A 17810-nucleotide genomic window follows, 5' to 3' on the forward strand; every position below is an offset into this window, starting at 1 on the left:
AGTATTTTTTAGCGTGTTTGAATGTGCTGTGATTATAAGTATATAAAGATAGCGGTTTAACCCGCTCCTGCTACGGGAATGTGTAATTTGAACTTATTATAAACAAAAAGCCCGAAGCATTGCTTCGGGCTTAGTTATATCCTGTAATTAAGCAATTATTGCTTAATGTCTAATTTTTTAGCGATAGATGAAGGAACCCCTCCTTTGTGAAGAAGGATAGCAGTAGTTTTATACTTTACAAAGTTTTTAGTCATATACATATATCCTTTGTAGTCGTTTGTAGCACCCCAAGAGTTTTTGATGATGTAGTACTCTTTACCGTTTTGGTCTTTAGTGATACCTACAATGTGCATACCGTGATCATCGGTAGTGTTATAGTTGTCAAAAGCAGCCTGACGCAAATCTTCTGTGATTTCCATTTCAGGTTTAGGACCTTTAAATATCTCCTCTCTTTCCTGCGGAGTCATATCACTAAATTCTTTTGAAGGAATGTAAGCAACACCGTTTTTCCAGCTAAAGCCTTTTTCGCTAACGTCACCGGCCCAGGCTACAGAGTAACCTTTTTTAAGAGCGTTGTCAATAATATCGGTAAGCTCGTTCATTTTTACATTGTAAACCTGATCAAGAGACCAGTTGTCCGGTACCATTAAAGTAAATTTAGTATAGTACGGGTGTTCTTTAAATGAAGAGATTTCTACATAATCATCGGCATTAATACCTATAACCTCTTTAGCAAAAGTTTGCGGAGTATATGTTTTTCCTTTGTATTTAAATGATTCAGGAACCTCACCAAGGTAAGAGTCGATAACTGCTGTGTAAGCCTTAATCCAGTTTGGTGTAAGTTCTCCGTTAGGGTTTTTAACGGCAGCTTCAAGAACACCCTGAGCCATAGTTTGCATTTCTGCAAATTTGTTATTAGCGGTACCGTAGTTTAGTCCGGTATATTCGCTTTGCGGTAAAGCACCATATTTGCGGTACATGTTTATTACATCGTGCAGTGCACCACCATCACCAAGGGTAATAGCACCATGCATACGTACATAGTTTTTCCCTTTTTCTATATAAGCGTTACGTGCAGTATATATTTGAGAAATCTCTACAGGCTCTTTGCCCATTCTTATCATTTCCGACTCAAGGAAAGAGTTTGCAGAGTAACTCCAGCACGTACCTGAAGACCCCTGGCTTTTTACCGGCGTATTTTCAATATTTATTACTTCGGTAAACTGAAAAGAGTCTTTACTGTTTTCACTTTGGTTGTTTTTTAACGAGTTAACCAGGTAATCCTGTGCAAACCCGGCATTCATACCTGCCAACAGCACTGTTGCTGCAAGAATTGGTTTAACTGAAAATTTATACATAAGTAGTAATTTGATTTTTGTTTTTAAATAGTCGCTAAAATTATCTAAATGTTACGTTTTTTACAAGGTTTCTTTAAGCCATTTAAAAAATTCGCGCTGCCATACCATTCCGTTTTGTGGTTTTAATACCCAGTGGTTTTCATCCGGAAAAACTATAAAACGGCTTTTTATGCCTCTAAGCTGTGCTGCCTGGAAGGCTTCCTGACCCTGACCGATTGGTACCCTGAAGTCTTTATCGCCCTGGAATATAAGGATAGGAGTGTCCCATTTGTCTACATTGTTTATTGGATTAAACTGAGAGAATGTTTTTTGCGCTACGGCATTATCCTTTTCCCAGTAAGCTCCGCCACCGTCCCAATTGGTAAAGAAAACCTCTTCGGTAGTGCCATACATACTTTGAAGGTTAAATACACCGTCGTGAGCAATAAGGGTTTTAAAACGTTTGTTGTGGATGCCTGCAAGATAGAATACGGAGTATCCTCCATAGCTGGCACCTACGGCACCTAAACGGTTTTTGTCTACATAAGGTTCTTTAGCAACATCATCTATTGCTGCAAGATAGTCGTTCATAACGTCACCACCCCAGTCTTTACTTATGGCTTCGTTCCATGCAACACCGTGGCCCGGCATACCTCTCCTGTTAGGGGCTACTACTACATAACCCTGAGCAGCCATAACCTGGAAGTTCCAGCGGAAAGAATAGAATTGTGACAGTGCCGACTGTGGTCCTCCCTGGCAGTAAAGCAGGGTAGGGTATTTTTTATTAGCATCAAAGTTAGGAGGAAGTATTACCCATACCAGCATTTTTTTGCCATCGGAAGTGGTAACATATCTTTTCTCTGTTTTGCTTAAAGCTATTTTAGAATAAGCAGCATCGTTTACATGCGAAAGCTGTTTCCAGTCCTTTTTCTTAAGGTTGTAGCTGTAAAGCTCGTTAGCATGGTTCATGTCAGATCTTGTAACAACAACATTGTTGTCTGAAAAACCGATGATGCTGTTTACGTCCCAGTAACCATCTGTAAGCTGAGTAACCCTTACGGCAATTCTAGTAAGTCCCGGGAAGTTAACTTCAAAAAGCTGTTTTGTACCGTCTATAGGGGCAAGGAAATATACTTTTTTACCGTCTGCACTCCATGTGAAAGAATCTACAGTGCCATCCCATCCTGCAGTAAGGTTGATGTCTGCACCTTTATGGCGAACAATGATGTCATTCTTGTCGGCTTCATAACCGTCACGCTTCATCTGTAACCATGTTAAATCTCCCTGGGGAGAAAATGCAGGCTGAGTATCATATCCAGGGTTATTTGGAGTAAGGTTCTTAGTGGTTTTGGTTGCCATATCATACTCATACAAATCAGTATTGGTACTTGTGGCATATGCTGTTCCTGATTTTTTCTTAGAAACGTAAACAATATTTCCGTTAGGTGTCCATGTATAATCCTCTTCACCGCCAAAAGGCTTTTGTGGAGAATCATAAGGCTCACCTTTCATTATGTCGGTAAAATTATCGGCATTATCTATAGGAGAATAACCTACATGATTGTGTTTTCCCTCATTCCAGGTATCCCAGTGGCGATAATCCAGTCCGTCATATATTTGTACGGTAGACTTGTCCAGTTCCGGATAGTAGTCTCCGCCGTTTACTTTTTCAACCTTAATTTCCTGGCTGCTTAAAAGGTACTTTCCGTCCGGTGATACATTACGGTCTTTCAGTAGATTCTTATAATCTTCAATTTCCTTACCCTCACCTCCGTTAACCGGAATAATGTAAAACTTAGAGTTGAATTCATTCTCGTCTACATCAGGGGTAGATACCTTGTAAATTATATTCTTTCCGTCTTTAGTAATGCCTAAAGGGCTTATCCTGCCCAGTTTCCATAGCAATTCAGGAGTCATGTGGTCTTGAGCCGTAGCGGTTAATCCCATAACACTTAAGGTTAAAATAAGTAGTTTTTTCATTGTTTTTTCTGTTAAGAGGCCCTAAAAGTAAGGATTTTATTTAATAAGGTAAATTTATAAAAAGGAGTAAATTTTTGTTAGAGTAGCAATAAAGCGGTCGATGTATTGTTAAATGTTTGAAAAAAGCATAAAAGAACTGTTTAAAAACATTAAGAGAACGCAGGATTGAAAAAATATAGTTATTTTCACGAACTTAAAATGAAAGCCGCATATCAGGTATGGTTATTGATGCAATCGTACGGGTTTTGGCAAATGAGGGAGGCGCTTAAAAGCACAAAATTTTTACGGTAACGATTATAATTTTTGAAGAAATATGGACAGTTTTCACTGGACACAGTTATTAAATCCTGAGTTTTATATTAATCTTGAAATTGGCGGAGTAGCAGTAGGTATCTATGTAGTACTGTTTATTGTTTTTGCCGAAACCGGCCTTTTTGCCGGATTCTTCCTTCCGGGTGACAGCCTTTTATTCCTTGCGGGGATTTACAGCGGTGAACTTATGGGTACCCTGTTTAATATTGAGAGCGACTTTTTAAATGTGGTTATCCTTGCACTGCTTGTTGCAGGTGCCGGTATAGTAGGTAATACGTTTGGTTACTGGTTTGGTGCCAAGAGCGGAAATTACCTATATAACAAGAAAGATACTTTTTGGTTTAAAAAGAAATACCTGTACCAGTCGCACGACTTTTTTGAAAAGCACGGGGGCAGGGCTATTGTTTTTGCCCGTTTCCTTCCTATCATCAGGACATTTGCACCTATTATTGCAGGTGTTGTAAAAATGGACCGTAAAAAGTTCATGCTTTACAATATAATAAGCTCCATATTATGGGCGTTTACGCTTATATTTTCTGGACACTACCTGTATGAGCTGTTCCTTGCAAAACTTAATATAGACCTTAAGTCTTATATAGAATATATAATACTAATCATTATTGCTGTTACAACAGTACCTCTTGTTCTTAATGCACTTAAAGGTAAAAAAGTTACCGAGGAAGAAGCAGAAGAAGAGGCTGAAAAGCACGGCGACTTTTAATTATGAACCTTAGCTATTGGGAAATTAAAAACTGGTACACAGGTGTAGATTACACCGTGGTAGGCAGCGGCATAGTTGGGCTGCATACCGCGCTTCGCCTTCGTGAACGTTTTCCTGACAGCAAGATTGTAATTCTAGAGCAGGGCCCACTTCCGCAGGGTGCCAGTACAAAAAACGCCGGGTTTGCCTGCTTTGGCAGTATTTCCGAAATTATTGAGGATCTTAACAATCATACCGAAGAGGATGTTGTGCATCTTATTCATAAACGATGGAACGGCCTTAAGCTTTTAAGGAGGCGTTTGGGCGATGGTGTTTTGGATTACAAACCGTACGGAGGTTATGAACTTTTCCTTGAGGATAATACCGACGGTTATGAGGAATGCCTGCGCAAACTTCCGTTTATAAATGATGTGCTTCGCCCGTTGTTTAAGAATGATGTCTTTGCAAAAGAGATAGACCGTTTTGACTTTAAAGGGATAAAGGAGTATCTTATCTTTAATCCGTTTGAAGGGCAGATTGATACCGGAAATATGATGCAGGCGCTTTTAAAAATTGCCGCTGCAAGTAACATACATATTCTTAACAGCCACAGCGTAACAGGATGGCATGAAAGAGCCGACCATGTTCAGGTTAATATCGGCGGATTTTCTTTTAATACCAAAAAGCTGCTTTTTGCTACCAATGGTTTTGCTTCCGAACTTACTGATCATGCTGTAAAACCTGCCCGTGCACAGGTGCTGATTACAGAACCTATACCAAACCTTGATATTCGCGGGACTTTCCATATTGAGAAAGGTTATTACTACTTTAGGAATATTGAAAACCGTATTCTTTTTGGCGGGGCAAGAAATCTTGATTTTGAAGGTGAGACCACTACTGAATTTGGGGAAACCGACCTGATACAAAACAGACTGGAGCAACTACTTAAAGAAGTGATCTTGCCAAATACCGATTTTACCATTGCACACCGTTGGAGCGGTATTATGGGTATGGGCAGCCATAAAAAACCTATAGTAGAGAAGGTGTCAGAACACGTTTACTGTGGCGTAAGGCTTGGTGGTATGGGTGTGGCTATAGGAAGCCTTATTGGTGCTGAACTGGCTGATTTGGTTTAAGGCTTCTTTTTATCAGATAAATATATCCTTCATGGCCGTCAAAATCATAATCTTTTGTTCTTGTTAGGCCTATTTTTTCCAAAACTCTTATTGAGGAGCTGTTATTTTTCATTACTCTTCCTATAATAATTGGAATTCTAAATTTATTAAATCCTACTTCAATACATTTTTTAGCTGCTTCGGTGGCATATCCCATGTTCCAATAGTGTCTGAAAAAACGGAAACCAATATCGTATTCATTTTTATCTGAAGAATATTTTAATCCGCACCATCCTAAAAAAGCATTGTCATCTTTACGGATTACAGCCCATCTGCCTAATCCATATCTTTTATACTGGTCATATTCTGCCAAAAATTGTTTTGCAGCTTCTAAATTTTCAAAAGGGATGTCTCCGGTATATTGTAAAACTTCGGTATCCTCATTTAATAAATAAAAATAGTATGCATCATTTACAGATAGCTCTCTTAGTATAAGTCTTTCAGTTATGAAGGGTTTCATGTTTACATAATAACAGTTTTAACAAATGTAAATATTTTACTAATCAATAGGATAAGCATATTGTCATTGCTAACTAATTTGTAATTTCGCTATATCAATCATCTTTACTATTGTTTTATGCTGCGAAAAATATTCCGCTTTCTTTTTAAGTTATTCCTTTGGTTTATTGCGCTTTCGGTATTTTCTGTCTTGCTTTTAAGGTTTGTGCCTGTGCCGTGTACCCCGTTAATGGTTATTCGTGCTTTTGAGCAAAAAGCCGATGGCGAGGAAATGCACAGCAGCCATGACTGGGTATCTATAGACGAAATATCGGTACACATGCAAAAGGCGGTGATTGCGAGTGAAGATGATACTTTCCTTACGCATAATGGCTTTAACTTTAAGGCGATGCAAAAGGCTTATGAAAGCAATAAGAAAGGTAAAAAACTAAAAGGCGGAAGTACCATTAGCCAGCAAACGGCAAAAAATGTTTTTTTATGGCAGGGCAGGAGCTATGTGCGTAAAGGGCTTGAGGCTTACTTTACGATGCTTATAGAGCTGCTTTGGAGCAAGGAACGCATTATGGAAGTATATCTTAACAGTATAGAAATGGGCGATGGTGTATATGGCGTTCAGGCAGCGGCACAGCACTGGTACCATAAGGATGCTAAAGACCTTACGGCTTATGAGGCGGCGGGTATAGCTGCAATACTCCCAAATCCGCTTAAATACAGAGCGACAAATTCATCAGGATACATAAACAGAAGGAAAGGGAAGATTGTGAGGCTTATGCGTTATGTTCAACTTGATTATAATGCGGAAGCAAAGGATGAGAAATAAAAGACTGCTATTACCGCTTCTTTTATGCTTTGGGTCTTTGTTTGCACAAAAGCCCAAAGAGATTGGCCTTATATCCGATAACGACCTTTATACTTCCTTTAAACACGATCGCTATTACACAAACGGAATAGAACTTTTTTACCGTTACCTGGCCTATACCGGAGACGAAAAGGTCGCTAAGGTTATTGGTGAAGTAAAGGCGGGGCAGTACATGTACAATCCGCAGAGTGTAAAGGCTGAAGAAATTAATGTGCACGACAGGCCTTTTGCGGGCTATCTTTTTGCTCAGGCAGGTGCCAATGTTTTTTATAAAAGCGAAAGTGTACTGAAGCTTAATTTTGAGTTGGGTATTGTAGGTAAGGAGTCTTTAGCAGAGGCTTTTCAGAAAGGACTGCACAATGTATTCAACTATCCTAAAGTAAGGGGCTGGGAATACCAGATACATACTGCATTAGGGGTTCAGGTAGGGGCATTTTATTCCCATAAAGTGCTTGCTAAGCAACTGCATGAAAAAGTAGACCTGCATTTTCTGGCAAAGGCCAAAGCAGGAACCATTTTTACAGGAATAACTGCCGGGCCAATGATGCGTATAAGTTTTAAAAGGCCATTAAAGCCGGTGTATGATTCTACATTATATGGTGCTACCTTAAGTGAGGGGAATAATAAGTGCGGAGACCAAACCCGTGAGTTTTTTCTTTTTATAAGCCCTAAGGTAAATTACCAGATATATGATGCTACTATACAGGGTAGCCTGTTTAATGATGAAAGTCCGGTAACTTTTCCGCTTATCCCATGGCGATTTGAAGCCGAAACAGGAGTAATGTACCGCAAAAACAGCTGGAACCTTTCCTTCTCGTTCAACTATCAGGGGAAAGAGCTTACCAATAACGTTATACAGGGCTTTTACTACGGTAGGATAGGAGTAAGCTATTTGTTATAAAAAAGACCCTGCTACAGCAGGGTCTTTTTTGTGTCATTTCAACATTAGGGAAGTCTCTATTTTCTCTTAGGTTCTGCTCCCATATTATAAAGGGCAAAAGCCTGAATATCGGAATACTCCTCGATCATTTGTGTTATCGATTTTCCTGCCCCGTGTCCGGCATTAACGCCGATACGGATTAATACAGGATTCGGGCCTTTTTGCTTTGCCTGTAGCTGTGCGGCAAACTTAAAACTGTGTGCAGGAACCACTCGGTCATCATGGTCGCCCGTTGTAACAAGTGTAGCAGGATACTGAACGCCTTCTTTTACATTGTGAACCGGAGAATAACCTTTTAGGTATTCAAACATTTCAGCACTGTCTTCTGCCGTTCCGTAATCATAAGCCCATCCCGCACCTGCGGTAAAGGTATGGTAGCGCAACATATCCAGTACGCCTACTGCCGGTAAAGCTACTTTCATAAGATCAGGGCGCTGTGTCATAGTAGCGCCTACCAGTAATCCTCCGTTAGAACCTCCGCTTATGGCAAGATAATCCGATGAAGTGTAGTTATTGGCAATAAGGTATTCTGCAGCAGCAATAAAATCGTCAAACACGTTTTGTTTGTGTGTTTTGGTTCCGGCATCGTGCCATTCTTTACCATATTCACCACCACCTCTCAGGTTAGCCACAGCATAAATACCTCCGTTTTCCATCCATACGGCATTAGTAATGCTGAATGATGGTGTAAGGCTTATATTAAACCCTCCATAACCATATAGTATTGTTGGGTTGTGGCCGTTTAGTTCAAGGTCTTTTCTGTGGGTTATTATCATTGGTATTTTAGTGCCGTCTTTAGAGGTATAAAATACCTGTTTTGATACATAATCGTCGCTGTTAAAGTCTACTTTGGGTTTTTGGTAAACTCTAGATTCTCCTGTTGCAGGGTTGTAAGAGTATATAGTACCCGGAGTGATGTAGTTTGTAAATGAATAGTAAAGTGTCTTTTCATCTTTCTTGCCGCCGAATCCTCCGGCAGAACCAATACCAGGTAACTCTACATTGCGTACCAGTTTTCCGTTATAGTCGTATTGTTCCACAACCGAAACGGCATCTTTCATGTACTCTGCAAAAATATATCCTGAACCTGTTGAAGGGCTTAATACATTCTTCGTTTCCGGAATAAGGTCTTTCCATTTGGAAGGTACAGGGTTAGAAGCGTCTGCTGTAACTATCCTGTTGTTAGGAGCATTGTAATTAGTAGCGATAATTAATCTTGTGCCCTCATTGTCTAAAATATGTGTGTCGGTATCAAAATTATCTATAATGGTTACTATAGGGCTGTTGGCTTTGGTAAGGTCTTTAATATAGAGTTCGTTACCCGATGTAGAGTTTGCTGCCGATATAACCAGATACTTTTGATCTTCGGTAACATTAGCACCCACATACCTTCTTTTTTGTTTGTCGCCAAAAATTACTTTATCGTCTTTTTGCGGTGTGCCCAGTTTGTGGTAATACAGTTTATGCTGATCGGTCTTTGCAGAAAGCTCGCTGCCTGTTGGTTTTTCATAGCTTGAATAGTAAAATCCGTCGCTGTCTTTCCATGAAATACCACTAAACTTAACGTCTACTAAAGTTTCGCCTACAAGTTTTTTGGTTTCTGTATCTATTACAAAAACTTTTCTCCAGTCGCTTCCCCCTTCTGAAATGGAGTAGGCGGCCAAATCACCTTTTTTGGTAAAGCTAACACCGCTAAGTGATGTGGTACCATCTTTAGAGAAAGTATTAGGGTCAAGAAAAACCTCTTCTGCACCGGTTACGTCCCTGCGGTATAATACCGACTGGTTTTGTAAACCATCGTTTTTATAATAGTAAGTGTAATTGCCTTCCTTAAACGGAGCCGATATCCTTTCATAATTCCACAGCTGTTGCATGCGGTTCTTTATCTCCTCCCTAAACGGTATCTGTTTCAGATAGGCAAAAGTTACCTCATTTTCTGCTTTAACCCATTCTGCCGTTTCTGCAGAGCGGTCGTCTTCCAGCCAACGGTATGGGTCCTGCACTTTAGTGCCAAAATAATCGTCTGTCTGGTTACCTTTCTTTGTTTCGGGATATCTAATCTCTCCTTTTTGTGTTTGTGCGTTCATGCTAAGACTGCAAGCCAAAGCCATGCCTAAAATCGTTTTATTCATTCTGGCTTAATTTGATTATACACAAAAATAAGGAAATAGGCTTATCAGCTGAACAGCGGACTGTATTTTTGACGGTATTTATAAATTAATATACCGTTTAGGGCTACCACCACTATGGCTGTTGCTATTGCAGGCACATCTAAGAACATGTGGAACAGCAATATATTAAGCGAAATAGGCGCTAAAAGCAGTATGGCAAACGGTACCCATTTTTTGGCTAACAGCATGATCCCAATAACAACTTCAAAAAAGGCAACAACATATAAAACATAGCCTGTTTCTGCAAGGGAGTTCATAAAGTTGGCGGCTGCTTCGGGAGGTTGTGGTAGGGGAATAAAAGGACGGAATTTGTTTAACCCGAATACCAAAAGGATAACACCTAAAAGTATTCGTATAATCTTTGTGAATTGTGAATTCATAATTTAGTGTTTTGGTGATAGTAATAATATTTTAACTAAATTAATGAATATTTAAATAAAATGTTAACTTAAAATTATTTAATTGTGAACACCCTTATCAACAGGGTGTTCACAATGAGAAAGTTACGGCTGCACCACGTTTATCGTGAATGTAACAGTAGCATCTGTATTGCCTCCTGCGTTTGTAATGTTACCATTGCTTACACCTTCGGCAGTCTTGTTTGGCTCATGCCTAAGGGTAATAGTAAGGTTGCCTGAAGTTGCTGTTGCACTGGCCTGATAAGTAAACTGCAGTCCAATAGGGTTTCCGTTTATATCTTCATCGGCATAAGTAAATGTGCCTAAACCATTTTGCTGATAGAACAGCTGGTGCTCGTCACCTTCTTCATGTATTTCTTCTGTAATGTCTTCCGTAGGATTGGCAAGTTCGTTTAAAAAGCTAACAGTACCGTTGTAATTAATACCAGCTGTAAAGTCCCCCGAAACGGTTACAACTGGAGCATCAGGCCCGTCGCCGTCAAGGTCGCGTGACTGAAGTACAATGGCTTCTCCGCCGCCCTGTGGTGTAAAGGTTGCCGTGATGGTTGTTATTACCTCCTCCTCATTTACCGGTACTAAAGCATCGTCGTCGCTGCTACATGATGTAAATGATACTGTTGCAATTAAGGCTAATAATGAAATTTTTAAGTTTTTCATGAATACTTGTTTTTATGATTAATAATTGAATTTTAACTGTAGTATAAAGTTTCTTCCTATGTCATCGGTATAAAGCCTTTGACGGTTAAGGTAATCCCTGTAGGAAGTGTTGAAAATGTTGTTTACTGTAAAACTTACCGATGTTAGGGTCTTACCCAGTGTGAAATCCATCCCTGAGCTGAAGTTAAGCAGATGATAGCCCGGTGGGGGAGTACTTACATCTACCAATACAGGAACCAGTTCGCCATCCTGAGGTACATCGGCATAAAAATTATAGTTGGGGTAACGGTTTTGTTTAAATACTGCCTGACTGTTCAATTCCAGATAGGAATTATGCCTGTCGTTAAATGTGTATAGTAGCGAGTTGCCCATAATGAACGGTGGCATGTCTATAAGCGGTTCATCGGTATCTCTGTTGGTGCCGTGCACATAGGCCATATTTAGGCTGTATTTTAAATGTTTACCGAGGTATACATCCGAATGGAAATCAACTCCGGTAAGCAGTGCGTCATTTTGGGTGTATTGGTACACAGGGAATGATCCGCGTATGGTGTACTCTGCCCCTGTGGGCTTAAGGAAAATAAAATTGCTAATAAAATTAGCATAAGGCGTTACCTCAAAACTAAAAATCCTCCCTTGTTTTTTAAGAGTTGTAGATAGCTTGTAAGACTCCTCTTTTTGGGTGCGTAAATCGCCCAGTTCTATGGTTCCGTTAGAGTGGTGCAGTCCGTCGCTAAACAGCTCCGACGGGTTTGGATTACGCATGGCCAAACCTGCATTGGCAAACAATTCCCAGTTAGAGTTAAACTGTTTGTTGATCCCCAGGCTGGCGGATATATTGTTATAGGTGAAGGTTGGATTAGTAAGCCATTGCGTGCCATAATCGGCAACTATAAAATTGTCAAATTCTCCTTCGTAACCCAAACTGGTCCATCGGCTTTTCTGATAAAATTTATCAGCATCTACATGAGAGAAATCGTAGCGCAAACCAGCTTCGGCACTAAAGCTATTAGTAAAGCGGTGTGCAGCTATGGCATAGGCACCCGCATCTGTACGGTTATAGTTGGGTATAAGGGGACGTATTCCCGTATCCGGACTCGCCTCATTGTTTTGCATAGCAAAGCTTACTCCTCCTTTAAGGCTGTTATCGTCTTTTTCGTATTTCCAGTCGGCCTGTATTGAATGGGTTATAAGGGTAAGATCAAGGGCCGCCTTGTTGCGGTCGTCACCACGACGTATGTCAAACTCTTTCCTGTGGTTAAGCTGAAAAGCATATTGCAGTGCCAGTTTTGAAAAGGGACTAAGATCTGTGTTGAAATTAAGTTTGCCTAAGTGATGCTGAATTTCCTGTTTGGGAGCTTTAATGTTATAAGTAAACGGATTGACTACAGCCGGTATGCCACTGTTTATTGCGTTTGCCAAATCGGCGGTACTGCCTATGTGGGTCGCCGATGCAATGCCTATGGTTGCGTTATAAAAGCTGTAGCTTGCCGAAAGGTCGTAAGTGTCGGCTATGTACTTAACGTCACCAAAAAAATTGCCTTCACGATTGCCTGTATTGGATAATATATAATCGGGCGCTTCTCTGTCACCAAAGTACTTAAATGTTCCTCCCGCATTCCATGCCCAGCCTTTTTCGGCACCTTTATGCAGGCTGCTGGTAATGCTACTGCCGCGACCATTTGAATTTAATGAAACGATTGACCTGCCATACAGCGTATCCTTTAAAACTGATACCGGCTCAACCAATACAAGCCCGCCAATAGCATCGCCGCCATATTGCAGGGCAGAGGCTCCTTTTATAACCGATACCTTTCCTGCCGAGTTGATATCCAGGTTAGGAGCATGCTCAGTACCCCATTGCTGGTCTTCCAGCCTTACATTGTTTACCAAAACTGGAACCCTGCTACTGTGCAGTCCGTTAATAACGGGCTTTACAATGCTGTTCCCGGTTTTAAGGGAATATACGCCCGGTATTTCCTTTAAGGCATCGCCCAATGTTGCACTGCTGTATTTTTCAAGTGTTATGAGTTTTACATCCTGCTTTACAACAGCACTTTTTGAGACTCTTGCGGATTCACTCAGCATCACCTCTTCCAGTTGGGTGCTTTGGAGTTTAAGTACGGCATTAAGAACTACATCTTCATGTATATCCATAATGGTGTCAAGTGTAGAATAACCAATGTAGGATATTACAACCCTTTGTTGCCCATTTGAGATATTGTGTAATTCGTATGTCCCAGCCGGATTGCTAAGGGCGTGCCGTTCGCCTATGTGTATATGTGCCCCGTCCAGAGGCTGGTTTTTGGTATCAGTCACCCTTCCGCTAAGCGTACTTTGCGAATAGGTGCTGTTGCTTATTGCCACCAGGACAAAAAGCAATAGTATATTAAATCGCATGATAATTTCAGTTCAGTAATGAATAAACTCACGTTTAAGTACGTGCTGTTACTCCCCTCTCTATTGGAGAGGGGCGGGGGGAGAGGCTTATACTGAAAGAGGGGGACCGCGGTGTGCAAAAAGGCTTCCGGCAAATGAAGGGCTTCCTTCTATATTGCTGAAAGTGTAGTGTATTTGTTTGTATGGGAAATATAGCCTCAGGCAAAACTGCTGTGGTGCCACAAAAAAGTCGAAGTGAAAGCTACATACATAACAGTCGTCATCGTCGTGCTGTTGTGTGTGGTCTGTGCCGCTAAACTGTTTTACAGTTTTAGATACTTCGGTATGCTTGTGGTAATGCCCGGCAGCATAATGCTCGTGGCTAAAGGCGTGAAAAGACTGAAAGGCGGTTGTAAGGAGTACAACAGCCATAAGTGCAAGGTTAAATATTGCAAACTTTCTTTTCATTACCGCAAAGGTAGGGAAAAAGAATCTACAATTGCAACATGGTTGCAGTTAAAAATGTATTAATAGGTTTTTATCTTCACGCAACTTACGTGTTCTATTGTAGTTTCGCTGGTTTTTGTGAGCTGTCCGGTTGTTTTATTGATCCTGAACACGACTGCCGAACTACTGTTAACGTTAGTCGCAATAAGAAAGTTGCCACTAGAATCTATAGCAAAAGTGCGTGGGTGTTTTCCCAGTGTGGACTGATAGCCAATATTTTGTAATGTTCCGTTTTCCCGGATAGAGAAAATAGCGATGTTGTTTTCTGCTCCCCTGTTGGTGGCATACAAAAACCTACCATCTGGTGTACAATGTACATCAGAACTTTCAAAAGCTTCGGTAATCGAATCTTCATGTGTGGCAATTTCCTGAACGGGTTTCAGTTCGCCATTACTGTATTGATATACGGTTACTGTACCCGACAGTTCTCCAATGCAGTAAGCATATTTCCCGTTAGGATGAAAAGTAAAATGCCTCGGGCCACTACCGGGAGTGGTTTTTAAGGGTGCTATTTCCAGCAGAGGTTGTTTTGTTAAGGTGTCAAATTCGTAGCGTCTTATTTTATCACTACCCAAATCAGGTACAAAAACAAATTTCCCATCGGGAGAAAATACGGTTGAATGAATATGGGAATTTGCCTGTCTATCAGGGTTGATACTGCCTTCAAAATATCTTAAAAACTGTACAGGAGGTTCAATGTTGCCGTTGATATTTAAAGGGCAAAGTGAAATGCCGCTTTCGGTATAGTTACCGTTTATAAGCCAGTTGCCCGAAGGATGCACGGCACAGTATACCGGGTTTTCACCTCTGCTCGACTGACTGTTTACAAACGTGATGGTTTTCTTTTCAGGATTAAAAACAAAACTGCTTACGCTACCTGCATTAGGTGTTTTGGTATCGGTGCAGGCGTATATAAAATTTCCGGCAGGGGAAAGGGTAAGGTATGAAGGGTTGTGTATTTTGGCTGAGGTAAACTTTTTAAGGCTGCCTTTAACGGTGTCCAACTCATAAACGTACAGACCTTCCTTATTTTTATCATGATTGTAAGACCCGAAAAAAGCATAGGTTTGGCTGTAGCCGGTATAGCTTAAAAATAGGAGAATGAGGATGATAAGGCAAGATTTGCTGTTCATGTTATTTAAAGCTAAGAATAAAAACAATCAACGCAATAAAACACAGTAGTAATCCACCCATAAACAGTATTCCGTTTAGGGTAGATCCTATAGTTGAGGTATAGCCAATTCCTATAGAAAGCCATCCTGTGATTCCCATTCCTATTGAGGCTAATAATAATTTGGTTTGTTTTTTCATGAAGATGGAGGATATTTATTTTACTTCTTTTATCCAGTTTTGTGTTAAGTGTTCATATTCCTTTAAACGTTCTTCAGAATAATACTGATCAATCTCATATGGGTTGCCGTCTTCTTTTCTTTGTAATTGAAAAATACCTTTGTCGTCCATTGTGTAGAGATTGTATTTTTTTTGATCACATGCAGGCGTTGTAATATTAGATTCGCTTACAAAACTAATTTCCCCGTTCCCATAATTAAATAGATTTATTTCATGTCTTTCGGCATAAGTTCCAAAGTAATTAGCTATCCTCTTGTCAGTGTCATACAAAAGATAATAGCTTACACTACATCCTAGTCCTGTACAAGGTGTATATACTAATTCAATAAGTAAAATCTCTTTGTTGTTGTATTTATAAAGCCTTATTTGTCTCCAGTTATTAGCGAAATCTACATTGTACTTCTTTAGGTTTGTAACCTGATTAATTGTTAACTGATCTTTTAAAGAAACCTTTTGCTTGTCTATTAACATATAGGTTTCCTTTTCATTATCAAACCATTCTATTTTATGACTGGATACTTCAATATTAGTTTGGTTATCGGTAATGTTGTTTATAATTATTGCAGGGTCAATGGCATAATCCGAAAAGTGAATATTTAATCTTTCATCATTAGATGTAATGATACGGGTTGTGTCAATATTATGATTGCATGTATCTTTTATATTTCTGTCATCTTTATTTTGTACACAGGAGAATAAGATAAAAGAAAAAATAAGAAGTGCAGGGCTTATGTTTTTCATTATTATAACTTGTTTTGAAATAGTAAGGTATTGTTTAAATATAAACGAGAATTCTGTTATTTTCTTTTTAAAAGGTAGTATGGCGTATAAAAAAACCTGCAACATTACTGTGCAGGTTTTATAAGTTTTATTTAAACAGATTAATTATCAAAAACTTATTCCCAAGGTAAATCCTTTTCTAAATCTTCAAGCCTGATTGGATTTCCATTTTTATCAAAGCTAATTTGTCTAAACGTTTCAACATTTTTAGTGCTCGAATTTATTTCTATCAAATAATATCTGTCAAAGGCAAAACTACCGGCAAATATAGGTTTGTCTATAGTGTGTAAATAATCTGTTTTTCCTAAGAGATAGTTTTCTAATATGAAATTCTGTACAAAAAAATCATCGGAATAATCATTTTCTTTATTCTTAATGTCTAATCTAAACCCGGTCAAACCCTTTATGTAAAGTTTCTTTCCGGAATTTTGATCATAAACCAGTGCTGAACAATCAACTTTTGCTACCTGATATGCTGTGCTTTCCCATAAAAATATATAGATTATATTAGTTGGCTTGGTAAGGCTGTCTTTTAATTCCTGAAATATTACCTTAGTAGGATTCCAGTCTCTTTCTAGATCAATTTTATGATTGTGTTCTTTCGTGAAAGAATTGACACTTTTATCTATATCTCTGTAAATCTTGTTTGAGGAACACGAGACTATAAATAATGGGATAAATAAGTATTTTATATTTTTTATCATAAAACAAAAGGCTGCCATTTGGCAGCCTTTCAAAGATATTAAATATTATAAATTACACTAACCCGTTTGCAACAAGGTATTCTGCAATTTGTACGGCATTGGTAGCTGCACCTTTACGAAGGTTGTCTGCCACAATCCACATGTTAAGTGTGTTTGGCTGGCTTTCGTCACGGCGTATACGCCCTACAAAAACATCATCCTTGCCTTCTGCATAAAGCGGCATTGGGTACGTAAATGTATCGGTATTGTCCTGTACTGTAATGCCCGGCGTGTTGTGTAGTATGCTGCGAACCTCGTTAAGGTCAAAATCGTTACTGAACTCAATGTTTACCGCTTCACTGTGTCCGCCCACGGTTGGTATACGCACTGTAGTAGCCGTTACCCTTATCGAGTCGTCACCCATAATCTTTTTGGTTTCGCGGGTCATTTTCATTTCCTCTTTAGTGTAGCCGTTGTCTTCAAAAACGTCTATCTGAGGGATAGCATTACGGTGAATAGGATATTTGTATGCCATTTCGCCCTGTACGCCTGCATATTCGTTCTCTAACTGCTGTACAGCCTTAACACCTGTACCGGTAACCGACTGGTAGGTAGATACCACCACGCGCTCAATGTTGTATTTTTTGTGCAGCGGGTTAAGTGCCAGTACCATTTGTATGGTAGAGCAGTTAGGGTTAGCAATGATCTTGTCTTCTTTAGTAAGCTCAGAAGCATTGATTTCAGGAACCACAAGTTTTTTTGTCGGGTCCATTCTCCATGCGCTGGAGTTATCAATTACAGTTGTTCCTGCTTCGGCAAACTTAGGGGCCCACTCTTTTGAAGTGTCGCCTCCTGCAGAAAATAATGCAATTTGAGGCTTCATGGCAACTGCCGTTTCAAGACTCACAACCTTGTACTTCTTACCGTTAAAATCGATTTCCTTACCTACAGATTTCTCTGAAGCAACAGGGATTAATTCGGTTATCGGAAAATTTCTTTCCGCAAGCACTTTTCGCATTACTTCGCCTACCATACCGGTAGCGCCTACAACAGCAACTTTCATAGTATTGAATTATTAAATTATATAAATTTTGCGGCAAAA

17 protein-coding genes are annotated in these 17810 nt (G+C 39.7%); 4 read left to right on the forward strand and 13 right to left on the reverse strand.

Annotated elements, in window-relative coordinates:
* Window positions 1–155: 155 nt before the first annotated feature.
* Window positions 156–1358: a C1 family peptidase gene (locus FUA48_RS05100; RefSeq protein ID WP_147582545.1), complete on the reverse strand. Its 1203-nt coding sequence runs from the start codon at window positions 1356–1358 to the stop codon at window positions 156–158.
* Window positions 1359–1418: 60 nt separating this feature from the next.
* Window positions 1419–3317 carry a S9 family peptidase gene (locus tag FUA48_RS05105; RefSeq protein ID WP_147582546.1) on the reverse strand — a complete coding sequence of 633 codons (1899 nt, stop codon included), beginning with the start codon at window positions 3315–3317 and terminating at the stop codon, window positions 1419–1421.
* A 313-nt stretch (window positions 3318–3630) separates the two neighbouring features.
* Between FUA48_RS05105 and FUA48_RS05110 the strand changes: the two genes are divergently transcribed.
* Entirely contained in the window at window positions 3631–4350 is a 720-nt protein-coding gene (locus FUA48_RS05110) for a DedA family protein (RefSeq protein ID WP_147582547.1), read from the forward strand.
* Between the two features lie 2 nt (window positions 4351–4352).
* A complete protein-coding gene (locus FUA48_RS05115; RefSeq protein WP_147582548.1) occupies window positions 4353–5465 on the forward strand; it encodes an NAD(P)/FAD-dependent oxidoreductase in 1113 nt (370 codons plus the stop codon).
* Here FUA48_RS05115 and FUA48_RS05120 read toward each other — a convergent pair.
* Complete coding sequence (locus tag FUA48_RS05120) at window positions 5434–5964, reverse strand: GNAT family N-acetyltransferase (protein WP_129752052.1); 531 nt, start codon at window positions 5962–5964, stop codon at window positions 5434–5436. The two genes, FUA48_RS05115 and FUA48_RS05120, sit on opposite strands and share 32 nt — an antisense overlap.
* A gap of 117 nt (window positions 5965–6081) precedes the next feature.
* Between FUA48_RS05120 and mtgA the strand changes: the two genes are divergently transcribed.
* Together mtgA and FUA48_RS05130 are read left to right on the forward strand one after the other, a co-directional pair.
* Complete coding sequence (gene mtgA, locus FUA48_RS05125) at window positions 6082–6783, forward strand: monofunctional biosynthetic peptidoglycan transglycosylase (protein ID WP_147582549.1); 702 nt, start codon at window positions 6082–6084, stop codon at window positions 6781–6783.
* The gene (locus FUA48_RS05130) at window positions 6773–7723 is read left to right on the forward strand and encodes a lipid A deacylase LpxR family protein (RefSeq protein WP_147582550.1); all 951 of its coding nucleotides are present in this window, start codon (window positions 6773–6775) and stop codon (window positions 7721–7723) included. Before mtgA ends, FUA48_RS05130 begins: the two co-directional genes overlap by 11 nt.
* Window positions 7724–7779: 56 nt before the next feature.
* On the opposite strand, the gene FUA48_RS05135 is transcribed toward FUA48_RS05130, so the two are convergent.
* The 10 genes from FUA48_RS05135 to FUA48_RS05175 form a co-directional block, all read right to left on the reverse strand.
* Window positions 7780–9894, reverse strand: coding sequence for a prolyl oligopeptidase family serine peptidase (locus tag FUA48_RS05135; protein WP_147582551.1), 2115 nt, complete (start codon window positions 9892–9894; stop codon window positions 7780–7782).
* Window positions 9895–9938: 44 nt separating this feature from the next.
* Entirely contained in the window at window positions 9939–10313 is a 375-nt protein-coding gene (locus FUA48_RS05140) for a DoxX family membrane protein (RefSeq protein WP_147582552.1), read from the reverse strand.
* A 123-nt stretch (window positions 10314–10436) separates the two neighbouring features.
* Complete coding sequence (locus tag FUA48_RS05145) at window positions 10437–11009, reverse strand: type 1 periplasmic binding fold superfamily protein (RefSeq protein WP_147582553.1); 573 nt, start codon at window positions 11007–11009, stop codon at window positions 10437–10439.
* A gap of 18 nt (window positions 11010–11027) precedes the next feature.
* Window positions 11028–13409, reverse strand: coding sequence for a TonB-dependent receptor (locus FUA48_RS05150; protein WP_147582554.1), 2382 nt, complete (start codon window positions 13407–13409; stop codon window positions 11028–11030).
* An 87-nt stretch (window positions 13410–13496) separates the two neighbouring features.
* Window positions 13497–13856: a hypothetical protein gene (locus tag FUA48_RS05155; protein ID WP_147582555.1), complete on the reverse strand. Its 360-nt coding sequence runs from the start codon at window positions 13854–13856 to the stop codon at window positions 13497–13499.
* A 59-nt stretch (window positions 13857–13915) separates the two neighbouring features.
* Entirely contained in the window at window positions 13916–15028 is a 1113-nt protein-coding gene (locus tag FUA48_RS05160) for a lactonase family protein (protein WP_147582556.1), read from the reverse strand.
* 1 nt (window position 15029) lies between these two features.
* Window positions 15030–15206, reverse strand: coding sequence for a hypothetical protein (locus FUA48_RS18325; protein WP_168196940.1), 177 nt, complete (start codon window positions 15204–15206; stop codon window positions 15030–15032).
* A gap of 15 nt (window positions 15207–15221) precedes the next feature.
* Complete coding sequence (locus FUA48_RS05165; RefSeq protein WP_147582557.1) at window positions 15222–15986, reverse strand: hypothetical protein; 765 nt, start codon at window positions 15984–15986, stop codon at window positions 15222–15224.
* Between the two features lie 155 nt (window positions 15987–16141).
* Complete coding sequence (locus FUA48_RS05170) at window positions 16142–16729, reverse strand: hypothetical protein (RefSeq protein WP_147582558.1); 588 nt, start codon at window positions 16727–16729, stop codon at window positions 16142–16144.
* Between the two features lie 52 nt (window positions 16730–16781).
* Complete coding sequence (locus tag FUA48_RS05175) at window positions 16782–17771, reverse strand: aspartate-semialdehyde dehydrogenase (RefSeq protein ID WP_147582559.1); 990 nt, start codon at window positions 17769–17771, stop codon at window positions 16782–16784.
* Between the last annotated feature and the right edge of the window lie 39 nt (window positions 17772–17810).

The organism is Flavobacterium alkalisoli (genome assembly GCF_008000935.1).
Taxonomy (GTDB): domain Bacteria; phylum Bacteroidota; class Bacteroidia; order Flavobacteriales; family Flavobacteriaceae; genus Flavobacterium; species Flavobacterium alkalisoli.

Bases quoted from the DNA above. Each gene is read 5' to 3' on its own strand.
- FUA48_RS05145 (WP_147582553.1), bottom strand. From the start codon at position 11,009: ATGAAAAACTTAAAAATTTCATTATTAGCCTTAATTGCAACAGTATCA.
- FUA48_RS05150 (WP_147582554.1), bottom strand. From the start codon at position 13,409: ATGCGATTTAATATACTATTGCTTTTTGTCCTGGTGGCAATAAGCAAC.
- FUA48_RS05110 (WP_147582547.1), top strand. From the start codon at position 3,631: ATGGACAGTTTTCACTGGACACAGTTATTAAATCCTGAGTTTTATATT.
- FUA48_RS05105 (WP_147582546.1), bottom strand. From the start codon at position 3,317: ATGAAAAAACTACTTATTTTAACCTTAAGTGTTATGGGATTAACCGCT.
- FUA48_RS05120 (WP_129752052.1), bottom strand. From the start codon at position 5,964: ATGAAACCCTTCATAACTGAAAGACTTATACTAAGAGAGCTATCTGTA.
- FUA48_RS05100 (WP_147582545.1), bottom strand. From the start codon at position 1,358: ATGTATAAATTTTCAGTTAAACCAATTCTTGCAGCAACAGTGCTGTTG.
- FUA48_RS05130 (WP_147582550.1), top strand. From the start codon at position 6,773: ATGAGAAATAAAAGACTGCTATTACCGCTTCTTTTATGCTTTGGGTCT.
- FUA48_RS05140 (WP_147582552.1), bottom strand. From the start codon at position 10,313: ATGAATTCACAATTCACAAAGATTATACGAATACTTTTAGGTGTTATC.
- FUA48_RS05175 (WP_147582559.1), bottom strand. From the start codon at position 17,771: ATGAAAGTTGCTGTTGTAGGCGCTACCGGTATGGTAGGCGAAGTAATG.
- FUA48_RS05135 (WP_147582551.1), bottom strand. From the start codon at position 9,894: ATGAATAAAACGATTTTAGGCATGGCTTTGGCTTGCAGTCTTAGCATG.
- FUA48_RS05170 (WP_147582558.1), bottom strand. From the start codon at position 16,729: ATGATAAAAAATATAAAATACTTATTTATCCCATTATTTATAGTCTCG.
- FUA48_RS05160 (WP_147582556.1), bottom strand. From the start codon at position 15,028: ATGAACAGCAAATCTTGCCTTATCATCCTCATTCTCCTATTTTTAAGC.
- FUA48_RS05165 (WP_147582557.1), bottom strand. From the start codon at position 15,986: ATGAAAAACATAAGCCCTGCACTTCTTATTTTTTCTTTTATCTTATTC.
- FUA48_RS05155 (WP_147582555.1), bottom strand. From the start codon at position 13,856: ATGAAAAGAAAGTTTGCAATATTTAACCTTGCACTTATGGCTGTTGTA.
- mtgA (WP_147582549.1), top strand. From the start codon at position 6,082: ATGCTGCGAAAAATATTCCGCTTTCTTTTTAAGTTATTCCTTTGGTTT.
- FUA48_RS05115 (WP_147582548.1), top strand. From the start codon at position 4,353: ATGAACCTTAGCTATTGGGAAATTAAAAACTGGTACACAGGTGTAGAT.
- FUA48_RS18325 (WP_168196940.1), bottom strand. From the start codon at position 15,206: ATGAAAAAACAAACCAAATTATTATTAGCCTCAATAGGAATGGGAATC.